Source organism: Klebsiella sp. P1927 (assembly GCF_018204675.1).
In the GTDB taxonomy this organism is placed as follows: domain Bacteria; phylum Pseudomonadota; class Gammaproteobacteria; order Enterobacterales; family Enterobacteriaceae; genus Klebsiella; species Klebsiella pneumoniae.
On record NZ_CP073377.1, the window covers coordinates 3,681,198 to 3,696,843 of the forward strand.

At 58.8% G+C, this 15,646-nt stretch carries 15 protein-coding genes; 11 read left to right on the forward strand and 4 right to left on the reverse strand.

From position 1 onward, the window contains the following. The first annotated feature begins 13 nt into the window (after positions 1-13). Positions 14-637, forward strand: coding sequence for an enterobactin synthase subunit EntD (gene entD / locus KB892_RS18655; protein WP_004151666.1), 624 nt, complete (start codon positions 14-16; stop codon positions 635-637). Between the two features lie 51 nt (positions 638-688). Here the strand turns inward: entD and KB892_RS18660 are convergent, their stop codons facing one another. Together KB892_RS18660 and KB892_RS18665 are read right to left on the reverse strand one after the other, a co-directional pair. Continuing rightward, positions 689-1,624: a transketolase family protein gene (locus KB892_RS18660; RefSeq protein ID WP_002893604.1), complete on the reverse strand. Its 936-nt coding sequence runs from the start codon at positions 1,622-1,624 to the stop codon at positions 689-691. Then, positions 1,617-2,447, reverse strand: a complete 831-nt coding sequence (locus KB892_RS18665; protein WP_002893603.1) for a transketolase — start codon at positions 2,445-2,447, stop codon at positions 1,617-1,619. Before KB892_RS18665 ends, KB892_RS18660 begins: the two co-directional genes overlap by 8 nt. A gap of 374 nt (positions 2,448-2,821) precedes the next feature. Between KB892_RS18665 and KB892_RS18670 the strand changes: the two genes are divergently transcribed. The 8 genes from KB892_RS18670 (at position 2,822) to KB892_RS18705 (ending at position 11,875) form a co-directional block, all read left to right on the forward strand. Next, positions 2,822-3,772, forward strand: coding sequence for a sugar-binding transcriptional regulator (locus KB892_RS18670; protein ID WP_002893602.1), 951 nt, complete (start codon positions 2,822-2,824; stop codon positions 3,770-3,772). A gap of 348 nt (positions 3,773-4,120) precedes the next feature. Further along, complete coding sequence (locus tag KB892_RS18675; protein WP_002893599.1) at positions 4,121-5,641, forward strand: FGGY family carbohydrate kinase; 1,521 nt, start codon at positions 4,121-4,123, stop codon at positions 5,639-5,641. A 159-nt stretch (positions 5,642-5,800) separates the two neighbouring features. Further along, positions 5,801-6,736 carry a D-ribose ABC transporter substrate-binding protein gene (locus tag KB892_RS18680; protein ID WP_002893597.1) on the forward strand — a complete coding sequence of 312 codons (936 nt, stop codon included), beginning with the start codon at positions 5,801-5,803 and terminating at the stop codon, positions 6,734-6,736. 43 nt (positions 6,737-6,779) lie between these two features. Then, positions 6,780-7,400 carry a DUF2291 family protein gene (locus KB892_RS18685; protein WP_002893596.1) on the forward strand — a complete coding sequence of 207 codons (621 nt, stop codon included), beginning with the start codon at positions 6,780-6,782 and terminating at the stop codon, positions 7,398-7,400. Between the two features lies 1 nt (position 7,401). Beyond that, positions 7,402-8,946, forward strand: a complete 1,545-nt coding sequence (locus tag KB892_RS18690; protein WP_002893593.1) for a sugar ABC transporter ATP-binding protein — start codon at positions 7,402-7,404, stop codon at positions 8,944-8,946. A 17-nt stretch (positions 8,947-8,963) separates the two neighbouring features. Beyond that, positions 8,964-10,031 (forward strand): ABC transporter permease, encoded by a 1,068-nt coding sequence (locus KB892_RS18695; RefSeq protein WP_002893591.1) that lies wholly within the window; start codon positions 8,964-8,966, stop codon positions 10,029-10,031. A gap of 60 nt (positions 10,032-10,091) precedes the next feature. After that, entirely contained in the window at positions 10,092-10,889 is a 798-nt protein-coding gene (locus KB892_RS18700; RefSeq protein ID WP_002893589.1) for an SDR family oxidoreductase, read from the forward strand. A 200-nt stretch (positions 10,890-11,089) separates the two neighbouring features. Continuing rightward, the gene (locus KB892_RS18705) at positions 11,090-11,875 is read left to right on the forward strand and encodes an SDR family oxidoreductase (RefSeq protein WP_004151668.1); all 786 of its coding nucleotides are present in this window, start codon (positions 11,090-11,092) and stop codon (positions 11,873-11,875) included. Between the two features lie 52 nt (positions 11,876-11,927). Here the strand turns inward: KB892_RS18705 and KB892_RS18710 are convergent, their stop codons facing one another. Continuing rightward, positions 11,928-12,533 carry a glutathione S-transferase gene (locus KB892_RS18710; RefSeq protein WP_004151669.1) on the reverse strand — a complete coding sequence of 202 codons (606 nt, stop codon included), beginning with the start codon at positions 12,531-12,533 and terminating at the stop codon, positions 11,928-11,930. A 253-nt stretch (positions 12,534-12,786) separates the two neighbouring features. Between KB892_RS18710 and KB892_RS18715 the strand changes: the two genes are divergently transcribed. Continuing rightward, positions 12,787-13,680 carry a LysR substrate-binding domain-containing protein gene (locus KB892_RS18715; RefSeq protein WP_004151670.1) on the forward strand — a complete coding sequence of 298 codons (894 nt, stop codon included), beginning with the start codon at positions 12,787-12,789 and terminating at the stop codon, positions 13,678-13,680. Here KB892_RS18715 and KB892_RS18720 read toward each other — a convergent pair. Next, complete coding sequence (locus KB892_RS18720) at positions 13,677-14,933, reverse strand: mechanosensitive ion channel family protein (RefSeq protein ID WP_002893489.1); 1,257 nt, start codon at positions 14,931-14,933, stop codon at positions 13,677-13,679. The genes KB892_RS18715 and KB892_RS18720 overlap by 4 nt on opposite strands. A gap of 224 nt (positions 14,934-15,157) precedes the next feature. On the opposite strand from KB892_RS18720, the gene ivy reads away from it, so the two are divergent. After that, on the forward strand, positions 15,158-15,604 hold the full coding sequence (gene ivy, locus KB892_RS18725; RefSeq protein WP_002893486.1) for an Ivy family C-type lysozyme inhibitor: 447 nt from the start codon (positions 15,158-15,160) through the stop codon (positions 15,602-15,604). Positions 15,605-15,646: the final 42 nt, after the last annotated feature.

The window sequence follows — 15,646 nt, forward strand, 5'->3', positions numbered from 1 at the left end:
GTAACCTTACCCTATGCGCCACCATCGCACCGTTTTGCCTCTGGCCGGCTATACCATCCAGCAGATCGACTTCGACCCGGCGACTTTCCAGCCTGAAGATCTGTTCTGGCTGCCCTATCACGCCAGCCTGACCGGGTGGGGCCGCAAGCGGCAGGCGGAGCACCTGGCCGGACGCATCGCCGCGGCATACGCCCTGCGCGAGGTGGGGGAGAAACGGCTTCCCGCCATCGGCGACCAGCGCCAGCCGCTGTGGCCCACGCCCTGGTTCGGCAGCATAAGTCATTGCGGCCAGCGCGCGCTGGCGGTGATCGCCGATCGGCCGGTGGGCGTCGATATCGAGCGCCGGTTTACCCCACAGCTGGCCGCGGAGCTGGAGAGCAGCATTATCAGCCCGGCGGAAAAAACGGCGCTGCTGCGCAGCGGCCTGCCCTTCCCGCTGGCGCTGACGCTGGCGTTTTCGGCAAAAGAGAGTGGGTTTAAGGCCTGCCATCCCGACGTACAGGCGGGCGTCGGTTTTAACGATTTTACGCTGGCTGCAATAAAGGAAGGAAATCTGCGTCTTCGGCTCTCCACCGTGGAGTATCGGCTGCAATGGATTCAGGCAGGGGAATACATCATCACGCTCTGCGCGCCGTAAAAAAACCCGCGCGGCATTCCGCACGGGTTATCGGTTTTAGACGGCGAAAAATCAGCGCATTTTCTGCGCCAGCTCCGCGACGGAAGCGGCATCGAAACCGTGGTGTTTACGCAGCCAGCCGCGATCTGCCGCCGCCGCATACTCACCATCCGGGATCCCCAGACGTTTGAGCGGGATACCCACCCCAGCCTCAGCCAATACTTCCGCCACCAGGCTGCCCAGCCCGCCGTTGACGTTATGCTCCTCCACCGTAATCACCGCTTTGCACGGCTTCAGCGCCGCCAGCAGCGCGGCGGTATCGCAGGGGCGAAGAGATGGCACGCTCACCACTTTGGCCTGAATCCCCGCGTCGGCCAGCATCTGCGCCGCATCGACGATCTCATGCACCGTCGAGCCGGTGGCCACTAGCGCGATATCATCGCCTTCCCTCAGCGTGACGATCGCGCCCGGTACAAAGCGATAGCTTTCATCGTGCAGTTCCGGCAGCGCCTTGCCATCGAGGCGAATATAGACCGGCCCCTGATAACCGATGGCGTAATCAATAATCTGCCGACATTCGCGCGGCGAGGACGGGGCGAAAATCTGGATATTGCCGAAGCCGCGCATCACCGCCAGATCGTCAATGGCATGGTGGGTGCTGGCCAGCGGGCCGTAGCTGGCTCCGGCGTTAAGGCCAAACAGCTTGACGTTGGTGTTGTTGTAACAGACATCCACTTTGATTTGCTCATTGGCCCGCGAGATAAGAAACGGCGCGGCGTTACAGGTCACAGCCACTTTTCCGCCCAGCGCCAGACCGGCGGCGGTGCCGACCATGCTCTGCTCGGCGATGCCGACGTTCACCAGCCGGCCGGGGAACTGTTTAATAAACGGCGCGATTTTGGCCGTTGACGTGGAGTCGGCTACCACCGGCACCAGATCGACGCCGCGCTCCACGGCGGCGATAAAGGCTTCGACCATGACGTTAGCCAGGTGTTCTGCATTACTCATCTTTCAGTTCCTCCAGTGCCAGTGCAATTTCTTCGCCTTTCGGCACCCGGTGGTGCCACTCCGGGCGCCCCTGGATAAAGGAAATACCGGCACCTTTCGTGGTGTTGGCAATAATAACGTTGGGTTTACCTTCCTGCTTCAACCCCTCGATGACCGAGACCACCGAGGCCATGTCGTTACCCTGGCATTCGCTGACTTCCATACCGAAGGCGCGCCATTTATCGGCCAGCGGATCGGTATTCATGATTTCGCGCGTCGGCCCGGCCAGCTGGAGGTTGTTCTTATCATTAATAATGACCAGATTATCCAGGCCGTAATGTGCAGCCGCCAGGGCGGCTTCCCAGTTACTGCCTTCCGCCAGTTCGCCGTCGCCGGTGATCAAAAAAATGCGGCGGGTGCTGTTGCTTTTCTTCGCGGCCAGCGCCAGCCCCACCGCAACAGGCAAACCGTGGCCCAGCGCGCCGGTGTTGAGCTCGATGCCCGGCGTTTTTTGCCGCACCGGGTGGCCGGGGAGATGGGAATTGGCATGCTGGTAGGTCTCCAGCCACTCGACCGGGAAGAAGCCGGCTTCCGCCAGGACGCAGTAGTAGCAGCCCACGGCGTGGCCTTTCGACTGGATGTAGATATCGCGCTGCGGGTCGTCGAGCCGGTCCGGCGCGACGTTAAGGACGCGGAAATAGAGCGCGGTTAACAGTTCGACCTGCGAAAGGTCAGCCCCGGTGTGGCCGCCGGCCGGACTATTGGCGTTTAAGCGCACAATATGGCGCCGCACCGCGCGGGCTTTACGCTCCAGCGTCTGAATATCATATCTGTAGGGATTCATTTCACACCTCTGAATTTATTTTCAGCATGGAATATTTATTCCAGCAAGGACTAAAAAAACCAGATATCCCTATGCCGGGTGGTAAGCCTTCTGCCACAGCGCCCTACTCAGGAACATTCTGCCTCCCGCTCCAGGCGAAGCCCGGATAAACACATTGACTCGAAATCGCCTTGAATATATATTCAATAATGATTCTTTATTCGATTATGGCCTGGCTGTTTTGTTTTTGTCCATAGTCGATTTTGAGGATTGGCAAAAGTTAGACGCCTGTCACACTTAAGTCTGATTTTTTTTCGCGTATGATAAAAGTCACTACGATAATGGCTGCAGCTAACCGCCTGAAGAAAGGCGATAAATGATTTTCGAGGATTAATATGGCTAAGCAGGATGAACAACGGCTATTGGTTAAGATTGCCACGCTTTACTATCTGGAAGGACGAAAGCAGTCTGATATCGCCCAACTTCTCTCGCTGTCTCAGTCATTTGTCTCCCGCGCCATTACCCGCTGCCAGAAAGAAGGCGTCGTCAAGATCAGCGTCGTTCAGCCGTCCAACATCTTTCTGAAGCTCGAAAAAGGGCTTGAGGACCGCTACGGCCTTAAGCAGGCGGTGGTGGTGGATACCGAGGAAGAGGCCAGCGATCATACCATCAAGCGGGCGATTGGCTCCGCCGCCGCCCACTATCTGGAAACCCGGCTGCGGCCAAAAGATCTGATTGGCGTCTCCTCGTGGAGCTCAACCATTCGCGCGATGGTCGATGAAGTTCATGCGCAAAACCTGAAAGCCAGCGGCGTGATCCAACTGCTCGGCGGCGTCGGGCCAAACGGTAACGTGCAGGCGACGATTCTTACCCAGACCCTCGCCCAGCGCCTGAATTGCGACGCCTGGCTGCTGCCGTCACAGAGCATCGAAGGATCCATGGAGGAGCGCAACCGGCTGCTGGCCAGCAAAGACGTCGCTGACGTGGTGTCGCGCTTTGATGAAGTGGATATCGCCATCGTCGGCATCGGCATTCTCGAACCCTCTCAACTGCTGAAAACCTCCGGTAATTACTATCACGAAGATATGCTGCAGGTGCTGGCGGCGCGCGGCGCGGTGGGTGATATCTGCCTGCACTACTACGACAAAAACGGCCATCCGGTGTTACGCGATGATGAAGATCCGGTGATCGGTATGGCGCTGGAGAAGGTCAAAAAATGCCCGAACGTGGTCGCGCTGGCCGGCGGTACCGACAAAGTCGCGGCCATCAAAGGGGCCCTCACCGGCGGCTACATTGATGTTTTAATCACCGATTACCCTACCGCCCGAATGCTGGTTAGCGACTAACCTGCCGCGCTGGTTGCCTCTCTGTCGCCCTGACGTGCTTTTTTAGCTTCAGGGCTGGCTCTGTTAATACATTTAAATTCAATCAGTTAATCAACCACTCCAGCCGCCTATCGCCGCTTTCGCCGATCGGCGAAATGTGATTGCCAGCACAATTGATGATTTTTCCGGTAGCCCGTCACCGGGTTTGTGGCTTAAGGTATCAAATAAATAATCACTATCGAATATATATTCAGTGATTAAAAAGATGATAATGAAATGTCACAACATGGCCTGCACAGACGCAGGAGACGGTGGGAGATATTCCTCGTCTTCGCGGTTCCAGGACACCGAGTGACCGAGGAGAGCACGATGCAGGCGACAGCAAAAGAGTTCATCATTGCCCTGGATGAAGGCACCACCAACGCCAAAGCGGTGGTGCTGGATAGCCGGGGCAAAGTTATCGTCAAATTCTCGCAGCCGCTGGCGATCCAAACGCCGCGCGACGGCTGGGTGGAGCAATCGGGCGAAGCGCTGGTTACCGCCTCACTGACGGTGATCGCCAGCGCGGTGGCCCACGTTGGCGCGGAAAACGTCGCCGCGCTGGCTATCAGCAACCAGCGGGAAACCGCCATTGGCTGGTATCGCGACAGCGGCGAACCGATTAACGCGGCCATTACCTGGCAATGCACCCGCAGCGCCGCGTTCTGCGACACGCTGCGTCACGATCGTCAGGAACAGCACATTAAGCGTGCCACCGGCCTGCCAATCGCCCCGCTGTTCTCGGCCTCCAAAATGCGCTGGCTGCTGGATGCGACTGTCGATGGCCACCTGCGCGCCGAACGCGGTGAGATTTGCCTCGGCACCATCGACAGCTGGCTGCTGTGGAATCTGACTGCTGGAGAAGCCTTCTGCTGCGACTACTCCAATGCCTCCCGCACCCAGCTGCTGAACCTGCACCGCGGCGAGTGGGACGACGAGATGCTGGCGCTGTTCGGCATTCCGCGCGCGGCGTTGCCGGAAATTAAACCGTCGAGCGGCCTCTTCGGCCATACCAAAGGACTGGCCGCCATTCCGGACGGTATTCCGATCATGTCGATGATCGGCGACTCCCACGCCGCGCTGTTCGGCCACGCGCTCGGCGAGGCAGGCTGCGTCAAAGCCACCTACGGCACCGGCTCTTCGGTCATGGCCCCGGTCAAATCGGCGCAGTGCGATATCGACGCGCTGGCGACCACCGTCGCCTGGCACGATGGCGACCAGCTGGTGTGGGGCCTGGAAGGGAATATTCCCCACACCGGCGATGCTGTCGCCTGGATGGCGGACAGCACCGGACTGAGCGAACTCTCTGCCGCCGAGCTGGCCCATGAGCTGAATACCCTCCCCGCCTCCGTCGACTCAACCCTCGGGGTCTACTTCGTGCCGGCGCTGACCGGTCTTGGCGCGCCCTGGTGGGATGACAGCGCCCGCGGCGTGATTTGCGGCCTGAGTCGCGGGGTGAAACGCGCGCATCTGATCCGTGCGGCGCTGGAGTCCATCACCTATCAGATAGCCGACGTGGTGGTGGCGATGCGTCAGCATGAGGAGTTCACCCTGACGGCGTTGATGGTGGACGGCGGGCCGACCAACAATGACTGGCTGATGCAATACCAGGCCGATCTGCTCGGCTGCCCGGTGATGCGCAGCGATGTGCCGGAGCTGTCCGCCATCGGCGCGGCGTTGCTGGCGCGCAAAGCGCTCCATCCGGGGTCGACCGCCGATCTGCAGGCCTTCTTAACCGAACACAGCACCTTTCAGCCCGACATGGCCCGCCACCAGCGTTTACAAACGCGCTGGCAGGAGTGGCGCCATGCGGTCGACCGAACATTATGGAAACCGGACTCGCCAGCCTGACCGCCAGACTGCGCGACGACACGCATTCACTTATCACAGGAGAAACCCGGCCCATAACGATATCGCTATCCCCGAATACATTAGGGGAAATTTCAGACCGTAAAAGCCTGCCCGCTCAGGGGCTCATTTGTTCGAATATAAAAATACAGGAACAGAGTCATGAAATTACGTATAACCCTTTTAACCGCTGCGACCCTGACCGCCTTCTCCTTTGCCGCGCACGCCGCGGAGAAAGGCACCATTATGATCATGGTCAACTCGCTGGATAACCCGTATTACGCCTCGGAAGCCAAAGGCGCCAGCGAAAAAGCGCAAGCTCTCGGCTACAAAACCACCGTGCTGTCCCATGGCGAAGATGTCAAAAAGCAGAATGAGCTTATCGACACCGCGATTGGTAAAAAAGTGCAGGGCATTATTCTCGATAACGCTGACTCCACCGCCAGCGTCGCCGCCGTTGAAAAAGCCAAAAAAGCGGGCATTCCGGTGGTCTTAATTAACCGCGAAATTCCGGTTGATGATGTGGCACTGGAACAAATTACCCACAATAACTTCCAGGCCGGCTCTGAGGTCGCCAACGTCTTCGTCGAGAAAATGGCGGAGAAAGGCAAATACGCCGAGCTGACCTGCAACCTCGCCGATAATAACTGCGTCACCCGTTCTAAATCTTTCCATCAGGTCATTGACCAATATCCGGATATGGTCAGCGTGGCGAAACAGGATGCCAAAGGCACCCTGATCGACGGCAAACGCATCATGGACAGCATCCTGCAGGCGCACCCCGACGTGAAAGGCGTCATCTGTGGCAACGGGCCGGTAGCCCTTGGCGCGATTGCGGCGCTGAAAGCGGCCAACCGTAGCGATGTGATCGTCGTCGGCATCGACGGCAGCAACGATGAGCGCGACGCCGTGAAAGCCGGCACCCTGCAGGCAACCGTGATGCTGCAGGCGCAGGCCATCGCCGCTCAGGGCGTCACCGATCTGGATAACTACCTGCAAAAAGGCGAGAAGCCGGCGAAGCAGCGCGTGATGTTCCGCGGCATTCTGATTACTCAGGATAACGCCGATAAAGTCCAGGATTTCAACATTAAGTCCTGAGTTCGGGTGGTTGCGCCCCTGCGGGGGCGCAGAGGAGAGCATTATGTTTAAGAAAACCTGTCTGACGCTGGCCGTACTGGCGCTAGGGGGCTGTCGCATCGTCTCGCAGCAGGAGCTGGCAGACCTGAAATCCCCGCCCAACCCGCATATGGCGAATATGGATAAAACCTGGCAGCAGAGCATCGTACCGCAGGTGGTGACGAAAGCGCGTCCGGCGGCGGAACTGATGAGCGCGCTCAAGGCGGCAAAAGACATTGATAGCGCCTGTAAAACCCTCGGCTACCGTGCGCAGGATGAAAACCCCTGCATCTTCTACGTCAAGGTTTCAGGTACCGTCAGCAAACTCGATACCGCCTCGCGCAGCGGCAAAATGACCTTGACCGACGCCAGCGTCGGGAAGGTGACGGTGCAGATTGGCCCTACCCTGCGCGGCACCCAGCTGCGCGACGGCTACAGCGGCGCCAGCTATCAGGACTTTAATGACCAGGTGCTGTTCGGCGAGTACAGCAAGAATATCAACAGTCAGGCGGTCAAAATGATTCAGACAGCCAACGTCAAAACCGGCGACAGCGTGGAGGTGTACGGCGTCTTCTCGGCCTGGGATATTCCACAAACTCTCCCGGAAATTACCCCGGCGAAAATCATTCATGCAGGGGGACAATAATATGGCGCCGCACGATCTCGTCGCTCCCCAGCCCGTTGAGTCCGAAGTGATTATCGAAACCCGCGGCCTGTCGCGCGTCTATCCCGGCGTAACCGCCCTGGATAATGTCAATTACCGGGTCTATCGAAATAAGGTCAACGTGCTAATCGGAGAAAATGGTGCGGGTAAATCCACCATGATGAAAATGCTTGCCGGTGTGGAAACGCCCTCCTCCGGGCAAATTATCCTCGATGGTGAAGCAGTTTCATTACAGTCGACGCATCAGGCAGAAAAACTGGGCATCAGTATTATTTTTCAGGAACTGAATTTATTTCCCAATATGAATGTGATGGACAACATCTTCATGGCGAATGAATTCTTTCAGAAAGGACGCATTAACGAAAAATACCAGTACGCGCTGGCCAAATCGCTGCTGGAACGGCTGGAGCTGGATGTCGATCCTTACGCTCCGCTGGGTGAACTCGGTATCGGCCACCAGCAGTTAGTCGAGATTGCCCGCGCCCTGTCGAAAGACACCCGCGTGCTGATCATGGACGAGCCCACCTCGGCGCTGAGCCAGTCTGAGGTCAAAGTGCTGTTCAAGGTGATCGCGCAGCTTAAGCGGCGCGGCGTGACCATCATCTATATCTCGCATCGCCTCGAAGAGCTGATGGAGATTGGCGACAACATCACCATTTTCCGCGACGGTCGCTTTATCAGCGAGCGTCACGTCAGCGACGCCAGCGTACCGTGGATCATCGAGCAGATGGTCGGTGATAAGAAAAAACACTTTGATTATCAACCGGCGCCAAAAGGCGACGCAGTGCTTGACGTCAAAGGGCTGACCGCGCTGCATCCCAGCGGCGGTTACAAGCTCAATGACGTCACCTTCACCCTCAGCAAAGGCGAAGTGATCGGTATTTACGGCCTGCTGGGCGCCGGGCGCACCGAGCTGTTTAAAGGCCTGGTCGGCTTGATGCCCTGCCAGCGCGGCGAGGTGCATCTTAACGGCGAAAGCATCGGCAAATCTCGCTTTCAACAGCGCCTGAAAAAGGGGCTGGCGCTGGTGCCGGAGGACCGTCAGGGCGAAGGCGTGGTGCAGATGATGTCGATTCAGGCCAACATGACGCTCTCTGATTTCAGCCTGCAGGGGTTCCGCCGCGCCTGGCGCTGGTTGAACCCGCAAAAAGAAGAGTCCTGCGTGAAAGAGATGATCCAGCAGCTGGCGATCAAGGTCAGCGACGCCACATTGCCCATCACCTCGCTGAGCGGCGGCAATCAACAAAAAGTGGTGCTGGGTAAAGCGCTGATGACCCAGCCGCAGGTGGTGTTCCTCGACGAACCGACGCGCGGCATCGACGTCGGCGCGAAAACCGACGTCTATCACCTGATCGGCAAAATGGCTCAGCAGGGGCTGGCGGTGATGTTCTCATCTTCGGAACTGGATGAGGTGATGGCCCTGGCCGACCGCATCCTGGTGATGGCCGATGGCCGCATTACCGCCGATTTACCGCGCCATGCGGTGACCCGCGAACAGTTAATCGCGGCTTCAACACCTCAAGATTAATCAGGCTGGAATCCATCATGAACCAGAAATATATGATTTATATGTACCTGCTGAAGGCCCGCACCTTTATCGCCCTCCTGCTGGTGATCGCGTTCTTCAGCGTGATGGTACCCAACTTCCTGACCGCCTCTAACCTGCTGATCATGACCCAGCACGTGGCGATCACCGGCCTGCTGGCCATCGGCATGACGCTGGTCATTCTCACCGGCGGCATTGATTTGTCCGTCGGTGCGGTAGCGGGGATCTGCGGCATGGTGGCGGGCGCGCTGCTGACCAACGGCCTGCCGCTGTGGAACGGCGATATCCTCTTCTTTAATGTCCCGGAGGTGATCCTCTGCGTGGCGATCTTCGGCGTGCTGGTCGGCCTGGTCAACGGCGCGGTGATCACCCGCTTCGGCGTGGCGCCGTTTATCTGCACCTTAGGCATGATGTACGTCGCCCGCGGCTCCGCGCTGCTGTTTAACGACGGGAGCACCTACCCGAATCTCAATGGCATGGAAGCGCTGGGCAACACCGGTTTCGCCACCCTCGGATCCGGCACCCTGCTCGGCGTCTATCTGCCGATCTGGCTGATGATCGGCTTCCTCGTGCTGGGCTACTGGCTGACCACTAAAACGCCGCTTGGCCGCTACATCTACGCCATCGGCGGCAATGAGTCTGCCGCCCGCCTCGCCGGCGTGCCGATCGTGAAAGCGAAAATATTCGTCTATGCCTTCTCCGGCCTGTGCGCGGCGTTTGTCGGCCTGATCGTCGCATCACAGCTGCAAACCGCGCACCCGATGACCGGCAACATGTTTGAGATGGACGCCATCGGCGCCACCGTGCTCGGCGGTACCGCGCTGGCCGGCGGCCGCGGCCGGGTGACCGGGTCAATTATCGGCGCCTTCGTCATCGTCTTCCTTGCCGACGGCATGGTGATGATGGGCGTCAGCGACTTCTGGCAGATGGTGATTAAAGGCGTGGTGATTGTCACCGCTGTGGTCGTCGACCAGTTCCAGCAGAAGCTGCAGAGCAAGGTCATCCTGATGCGCCGCCACGAGGAAAAACTGGCCGCCATCCCCCCCAACGGCGCCACCTCCAGCTAACCGGCAACGATTCACATCTTCCGCCGGGCCTGGTGCCCGGCTCAGCGAAAGGGAAAAAATATGCAACGAGATTTCCAGAACAAAACGGTGGTGATCACCGGCGCCTGCCGCGGCATCGGCGCAGGCATTGCCGAGCGCTTTGCCCGCGACGGCGCGAATCTGGTGATGGTCTCCAACGCCGAGCGCGTTCACGAGACCGCCGAAACCCTGCGTCAGCGCTATCAGGCGGATATTTTATCGCTGCAGGTCGATGTCACCGATGAAGCCCAGGTTCAGGGGCTATATGAGCAGGCCGCCGCGCGCTTCGGCACCATCGACGTCTCCATTCAGAACGCCGGGGTGATCACCATCGATTACTACGACCGGATGCCAAAAGCCGATTTCGAAAAAGTGCTGGCGGTCAACACCACCGGCGTGTGGCTGTGCTGCCGCGAGGCGGCCAAATATATGGTGAAACAGAATCACGGCAGCCTGATCAACACCTCTTCCGGCCAGGGGCGACAGGGGTTTATCTACACGCCGCACTACGCCGCCAGCAAAATGGGCGTGATCGGCATTACCCAAAGCCTGGCGCACGAGCTGGCACCGTGGAATATCACCGTCAACGCCTTCTGCCCCGGCATCATTGAGAGCGAGATGTGGGATTACAACGACCGCGTGTGGGGCGAAATTCTCAGCACCGAGCAGAAGCGCTACGGCAAGGGCGAACTGATGGCGGAATGGGTCGAAGGGATCCCAATGAAACGCGCCGGTAAGCCGGAAGACGTGGCCGGGCTGGTGGCCTTCCTCGCCTCCGACGACGCGCGCTATCTCACCGGGCAGACCATCAATATCGATGGCGGTTTGATTATGTCGTAATCCCCGCGGGTTAGCGGGCCCCATCGCCCGAATAAGGCGTCCCGAATTGGCGCTACCACTCCGGGACGGCCCCCCGGTGGCGCTACGCTTACCGGGGCTACGTAACACCGCCGAAAGGTAGCCCGGATAAGGCGCGGCGCACCACCATCCGGGAAGCCAGGCTCCCGACGTTCGACACTATATTGAAGAGAATAAACATTATGATCGGTAAAGACTTTGCACAACACCTATTTAGCCTGCGGGATCGCGTCGCCTTCGTCACCGGCGCCGGCAGCGGCATCGGACAGACCATCGCCTGCAGCCTCGCCAGCGCGGGTGCACGGGTAGTCTGTTTTGATCTTCGCGACGACGGCGGGCTGGCGGAAACGGTCAGCCATATTGAATCCATCGGCGGTCAGGCTTGCTCTTATAACGGCGATGTCCGCCAGATTGCCGACCTGCGCGCCGCCGTCGCGCTGGCCAAAAGCCGCTATGGCCGCCTCGATATCGCCGTTAACGCCGCCGGGATCGCCAACGCCAATCCGGCCCTGGAGATGGAGAGCGAGCAATGGCAGCGGGTGATCGATATCAATCTCACTGGCGTATGGAACTCCTGCAAAGCGGAAGCGGAACTGATGCTGGAGTCCGGCGGCGGGTCGATTATCAATATCGCCTCGATGTCGGGGATTATTGTTAACCGCGGCCTCGACCAGGCGCATTACAACTGCTCCAAAGCCGGCGTGATCCATCTGTCGAAAAGCCTGGCGATGGAGTGGGTGGGCAAAGGGATCCGCGTCAATTCCATCAGTCCGGGATATACCGCCACGCCGATGAATACCCGTCCGGAGATGGTGCACCAGACCCGCGAGTTTGAAAGCCAGACGCCGATGCAGCGGATGGCGAAGGTGGAAGAGATGGCCGGCCCGGCGCTGTTCCTCGCCAGCGACGCCGCCTCGTTCTGCACCGGCGTAGACCTGGTGGTCGACGGCGGGTTTGTCTGCTGGTGATCCTCTCCTGCTTCAGGGCGCCACGCTGCGGCGCCCCTCTCCACCCCTGCCGTTAACCCAGCGGATACTGTTGAAACGCCGGCAGCGCCTCCCCTTTCTCCGCCAGCGCGCGAATATGCGGAAACGCCGCGGCCGACACCACCGCCGGGATCATCAACTGGATAAAGGACCAGACCACCGTGCTGGTGACCAGCACCTGATCCGGCTGCGCGGCGGCGGCGCGGTCTGCCAGCCGGGCGTCCCACTCCCGACAGGCGGCCAGCAGCTGGCCGGTCACCCGGGCTATCCACGGCTGATGCTGCTTCTCTTCCGGCCGCAGACGGTGCTCATAAACATGCTGGACCGCTTTTTCACAGGCGGCGAGGATCACCCCCAGCAGGTGCAGATCGCGGGCCAGCGCCTCGGGATGCACGGGAAGCAGCCGGCGCCCGGCCGGATTGGTCGTTTCGAAATAGTGGAGGATCAGCGTGGAGTCCATCAGCTGCGTCCCGTTATCGAGCACCACCGTCGGCGCCTTGACCACCGGATTAATGCGGGAAAATTCGTCAAAGCCGCTAAAGACCGATAGCGGCAGGCTCTCGAATTCCACGCCATAGAGCGCCAGAGAAACCGCCACGCGTCTTACATAAGGTGAATCCATCATACCAATGAGTTTCATCGTCACTCCTGCCTGCGATAAAGGGGTTGCGGCTTTACCTTACTGGAAAACCGATGCCGCGAATATCACGGGATACTTACCGCAATGGTTAGTCAAACTAACAGATTGGAGATTCGCGGTAGCCCTCCAGTTCCCCTTGTGCTATACCGACTGAGGCGGCATTTGGCTCCTTTTCAGCTTGTTTGCAGCGGCTTTAAAAGCCGCTAACCCGGTAGTAACGTTAACGTATCGACTCACTGACAGAGAAACCACCATGGCAGATTTTCCCCCTGTCGCCAGCCTGCGCAGCTTTGAAGCGGTGGCGCGCCTCGGCAGCGTAACGCAGGCCGCCCACGAGTTGAGCGTGACCCATTCGGCGGTCAGCCAGCACATCAAACAGCTGGAAGCCCTGGTCGGCGTCACGCTCTTTATCCGCCACGGCCGCGGAGTGCGCATCACGGAAGAAGGACGGCTCTATGCCCTGCAAATCCGCGAGGCGTTACAGCACATCGCCGACGCCACGCGCATGGTGCAGATCAAACCCCGCACCCTGGAAGTGACCCTGGCGACGCTCCCCTCCTTTGGCTGCCACTGGCTGCTGCCTCGGCTGGCGCGCTTTCAGACGCGGCATCCGCAGATCGCGGTGCGCCTGCTGACCAGCCTGGCGGTGGTTAACCTGCAACAGGAGGGTATCGATCTGGCCATTCGCATGGGGCAAGGCGATTGGGAGGGAATGGAAAGCCGGCATCTGTTTGCCGATGAACAGCTGGTGGTCGCCGCCCCCGGCTATCGCGGCGGTAACCTGCCGACCACCCCGCAGGCGATCGCCGCCAGCGATATCATTTTTTCCATGGAGTCCTGGAACGCCTGGTGCAGCCAGGCGGGGCTGGAAAAGCCGATCGTCCCCGCGGGCCTGCGCCTGAACGACTCCAATCTGGTGCTGGAGGCGGTCCGCCTGGGGGCCGGCGTGGCGCTGGAGCGGCGCTCCCTGGTGGCGGGGGCGATAGCCCGCGGCGAGCTGGTGCAGCTCACCGCCGTCACCGTCCCCTACCCCTGGCACTACTGGCTAACCGTCTCCCCGCAGGCGGAGAACCGGCCGGAAGTCGCCCGGTTCATCGCCTGGCTGGAGGAGGAGATCGCCCTCTGGCGCCAGCAGATCAGCGTTTAGCCTTCGGCCGACGGCGGCAGGCCCGTCCGGGCGGCGTGCTCCTGGGAGAGACGCCAGAAATCGTGCCCGGCGGGATACTGATAGAGGCGCAGGGAAAACTGTCCGGCCACCGCGGTAATGTACTCAAATATCGCCGACTGGGTGTTTTCGTAGTCTTTCCATAGCGTTGAGGTGGTGAAGCAGTAAATCTCCAGCGGGATGCCCGACGGCGAAGGTTTCAGCGTTCTCGCCACAATGTACATCTCCTTAATAATATCCGGCCGCTCGGCGAGATAGTGCATCAGATAGTGGCGAAACAGGGTCAGGTTGGTCAGCCCGTTATCGATAAACCAGCGGTCGGCCACGCCGCCGGGATCCCGGCCGTCAAGCAGCGTCGCCAGAGGCTCACTCACCCCGCGGATGGTCAGCATCGAGGAGAGCATCTCCTGGTCGAGAAAACGCACCGAGTGTTGATCGATGGCGATACTGCGCATGATCCGCCGCGCCCCGGAGGAGAACATCGCCTGCCAGTTGGTATAGGTCTCGGTGAGGAAATTCTTGGTCGGGATACGGGAGATGGTATTGTCCCAGTTACGGATGGTAATGGTGTGCAGCGCGATATCCGTCACCTCACCGCTGAGGTTCTTGTCAGGCATTTCAATCCAGTCCCCCAGCTGGAGCACGTCGTTGGACGACAGCTGAACGTTCGCCACCAGCGACAGCAGAGTATGCTGGAACACGATCATCAGTACCGCCGCCACGGCCCCCAGGCTGGAGATAATAATGATCGGCGATTTGTTCGACATCACGGCGAGGATCATAATCGCCGCCAGGATGTGGACTAAGATTTTGCCTATCTGGATATAGCCCTTAATGGAATGATTTTTACGTTTGGTCTTTCGCAGATAGGAGCTGTTGACAATATCCAGCATCTCGTTGAAAAACACCGACATAAAAATAAAAAACAAGATCCCGCAGATAGTATTAATCGCCGTCACCAGCGATGCCGGCATCGCCGGCATAAACTGCAGAACGTAATAGACGATAATAACCGGAATGAAATTGGACAGCTTTTCGGCGATGCGTCGATCCTTCTCCAGCGGCACATCCTGTTTGTGGCTACTAAAGAAGACCTTACGCACCACTTTAATCAGCAAGAACTTGCATAAAAGATGGGCAAATATGCCGGAGAGCAGCAGCAGAATAAGATTAAACCCCACCGCCAGCGCCGGATTACTCTCAATAAACGTCAGTAGATGATTCACATACGCCATGCTTTATCGCCTGAATAACTATGCCACTTCGCTAACTGCTTTATCCCAAGGGCATATATTTGGAAAATAAATCAATCCGCATCATGGCATATCGCTTAGCGTAACGTCCATGCGCGCACCGCTTCTAATCATTCACAGAAAATATGTCAGAGTTTGCATTAATCATTCTCTACGCTCACTATAAAGAGGCTTGTTATGAGGACGGAATAAGTCCAGGAGGAAACATGTTTAAAGCTCTTACCGCTATCGTCGCCTTAGCCGCCTCCGCCAGCGTTATGGCGCAAGGCGATGTCACGCTGAACAGTCTGGCTCACGATGCCGCCACCCGGACGTCGTTTAACCAGATGGTCAAAGGCCATCAGCTGCCCGCCTGGGTGACCACCGGCGGCACCGGTTCGCCCGCGCAGACGGTGAAACTGGGTAGCGAATCCTGGCAGGTGTTAAGCGCCTGCAAACCCCACGACTGCGGCCATGAACGTATCGCGGTGATCTGGTCGGAAAAAAGCAAACAGATGTCCGGCGTTTACTCGGTGGTCGATGAAAAAACCGACCAGGAGAGGCTGACCTGGCTTAACGTCAGCGATGCCCTGTCCATCGATGGCAAAACCGTGCTGTTTGCCGCCCTCAGCGGCAGCCTCGACAACCATCCGGACGCCTTTAACTACCAGTAACGACCTTCGCCCCCGTCAGCCTTTCCCCGACGGGGGCTTCCC

Bases quoted from the DNA above. Each gene is read 5' to 3' on its own strand.
- entD (WP_004151666.1), top strand. From the start codon at position 14: ATGCGCCACCATCGCACCGTTTTGCCTCTGGCCGGCTATACCATCCAG.
- KB892_RS18660 (WP_002893604.1), bottom strand. From the start codon at position 1,624: ATGAGTAATGCAGAACACCTGGCTAACGTCATGGTCGAAGCCTTTATC.
- KB892_RS18665 (WP_002893603.1), bottom strand. From the start codon at position 2,447: ATGAATCCCTACAGATATGATATTCAGACGCTGGAGCGTAAAGCCCGC.
- KB892_RS18670 (WP_002893602.1), top strand. From the start codon at position 2,822: ATGGCTAAGCAGGATGAACAACGGCTATTGGTTAAGATTGCCACGCTT.
- KB892_RS18675 (WP_002893599.1), top strand. From the start codon at position 4,121: ATGCAGGCGACAGCAAAAGAGTTCATCATTGCCCTGGATGAAGGCACC.
- KB892_RS18680 (WP_002893597.1), top strand. From the start codon at position 5,801: ATGAAATTACGTATAACCCTTTTAACCGCTGCGACCCTGACCGCCTTC.
- KB892_RS18685 (WP_002893596.1), top strand. From the start codon at position 6,780: ATGTTTAAGAAAACCTGTCTGACGCTGGCCGTACTGGCGCTAGGGGGC.
- KB892_RS18690 (WP_002893593.1), top strand. From the start codon at position 7,402: ATGGCGCCGCACGATCTCGTCGCTCCCCAGCCCGTTGAGTCCGAAGTG.
- KB892_RS18695 (WP_002893591.1), top strand. From the start codon at position 8,964: ATGAACCAGAAATATATGATTTATATGTACCTGCTGAAGGCCCGCACC.
- KB892_RS18700 (WP_002893589.1), top strand. From the start codon at position 10,092: ATGCAACGAGATTTCCAGAACAAAACGGTGGTGATCACCGGCGCCTGC.
- KB892_RS18705 (WP_004151668.1), top strand. From the start codon at position 11,090: ATGATCGGTAAAGACTTTGCACAACACCTATTTAGCCTGCGGGATCGC.
- KB892_RS18710 (WP_004151669.1), bottom strand. From the start codon at position 12,533: ATGAAACTCATTGGTATGATGGATTCACCTTATGTAAGACGCGTGGCG.
- KB892_RS18715 (WP_004151670.1), top strand. From the start codon at position 12,787: ATGGCAGATTTTCCCCCTGTCGCCAGCCTGCGCAGCTTTGAAGCGGTG.
- KB892_RS18720 (WP_002893489.1), bottom strand. From the start codon at position 14,933: ATGGCGTATGTGAATCATCTACTGACGTTTATTGAGAGTAATCCGGCG.
- ivy (WP_002893486.1), top strand. From the start codon at position 15,158: ATGTTTAAAGCTCTTACCGCTATCGTCGCCTTAGCCGCCTCCGCCAGC.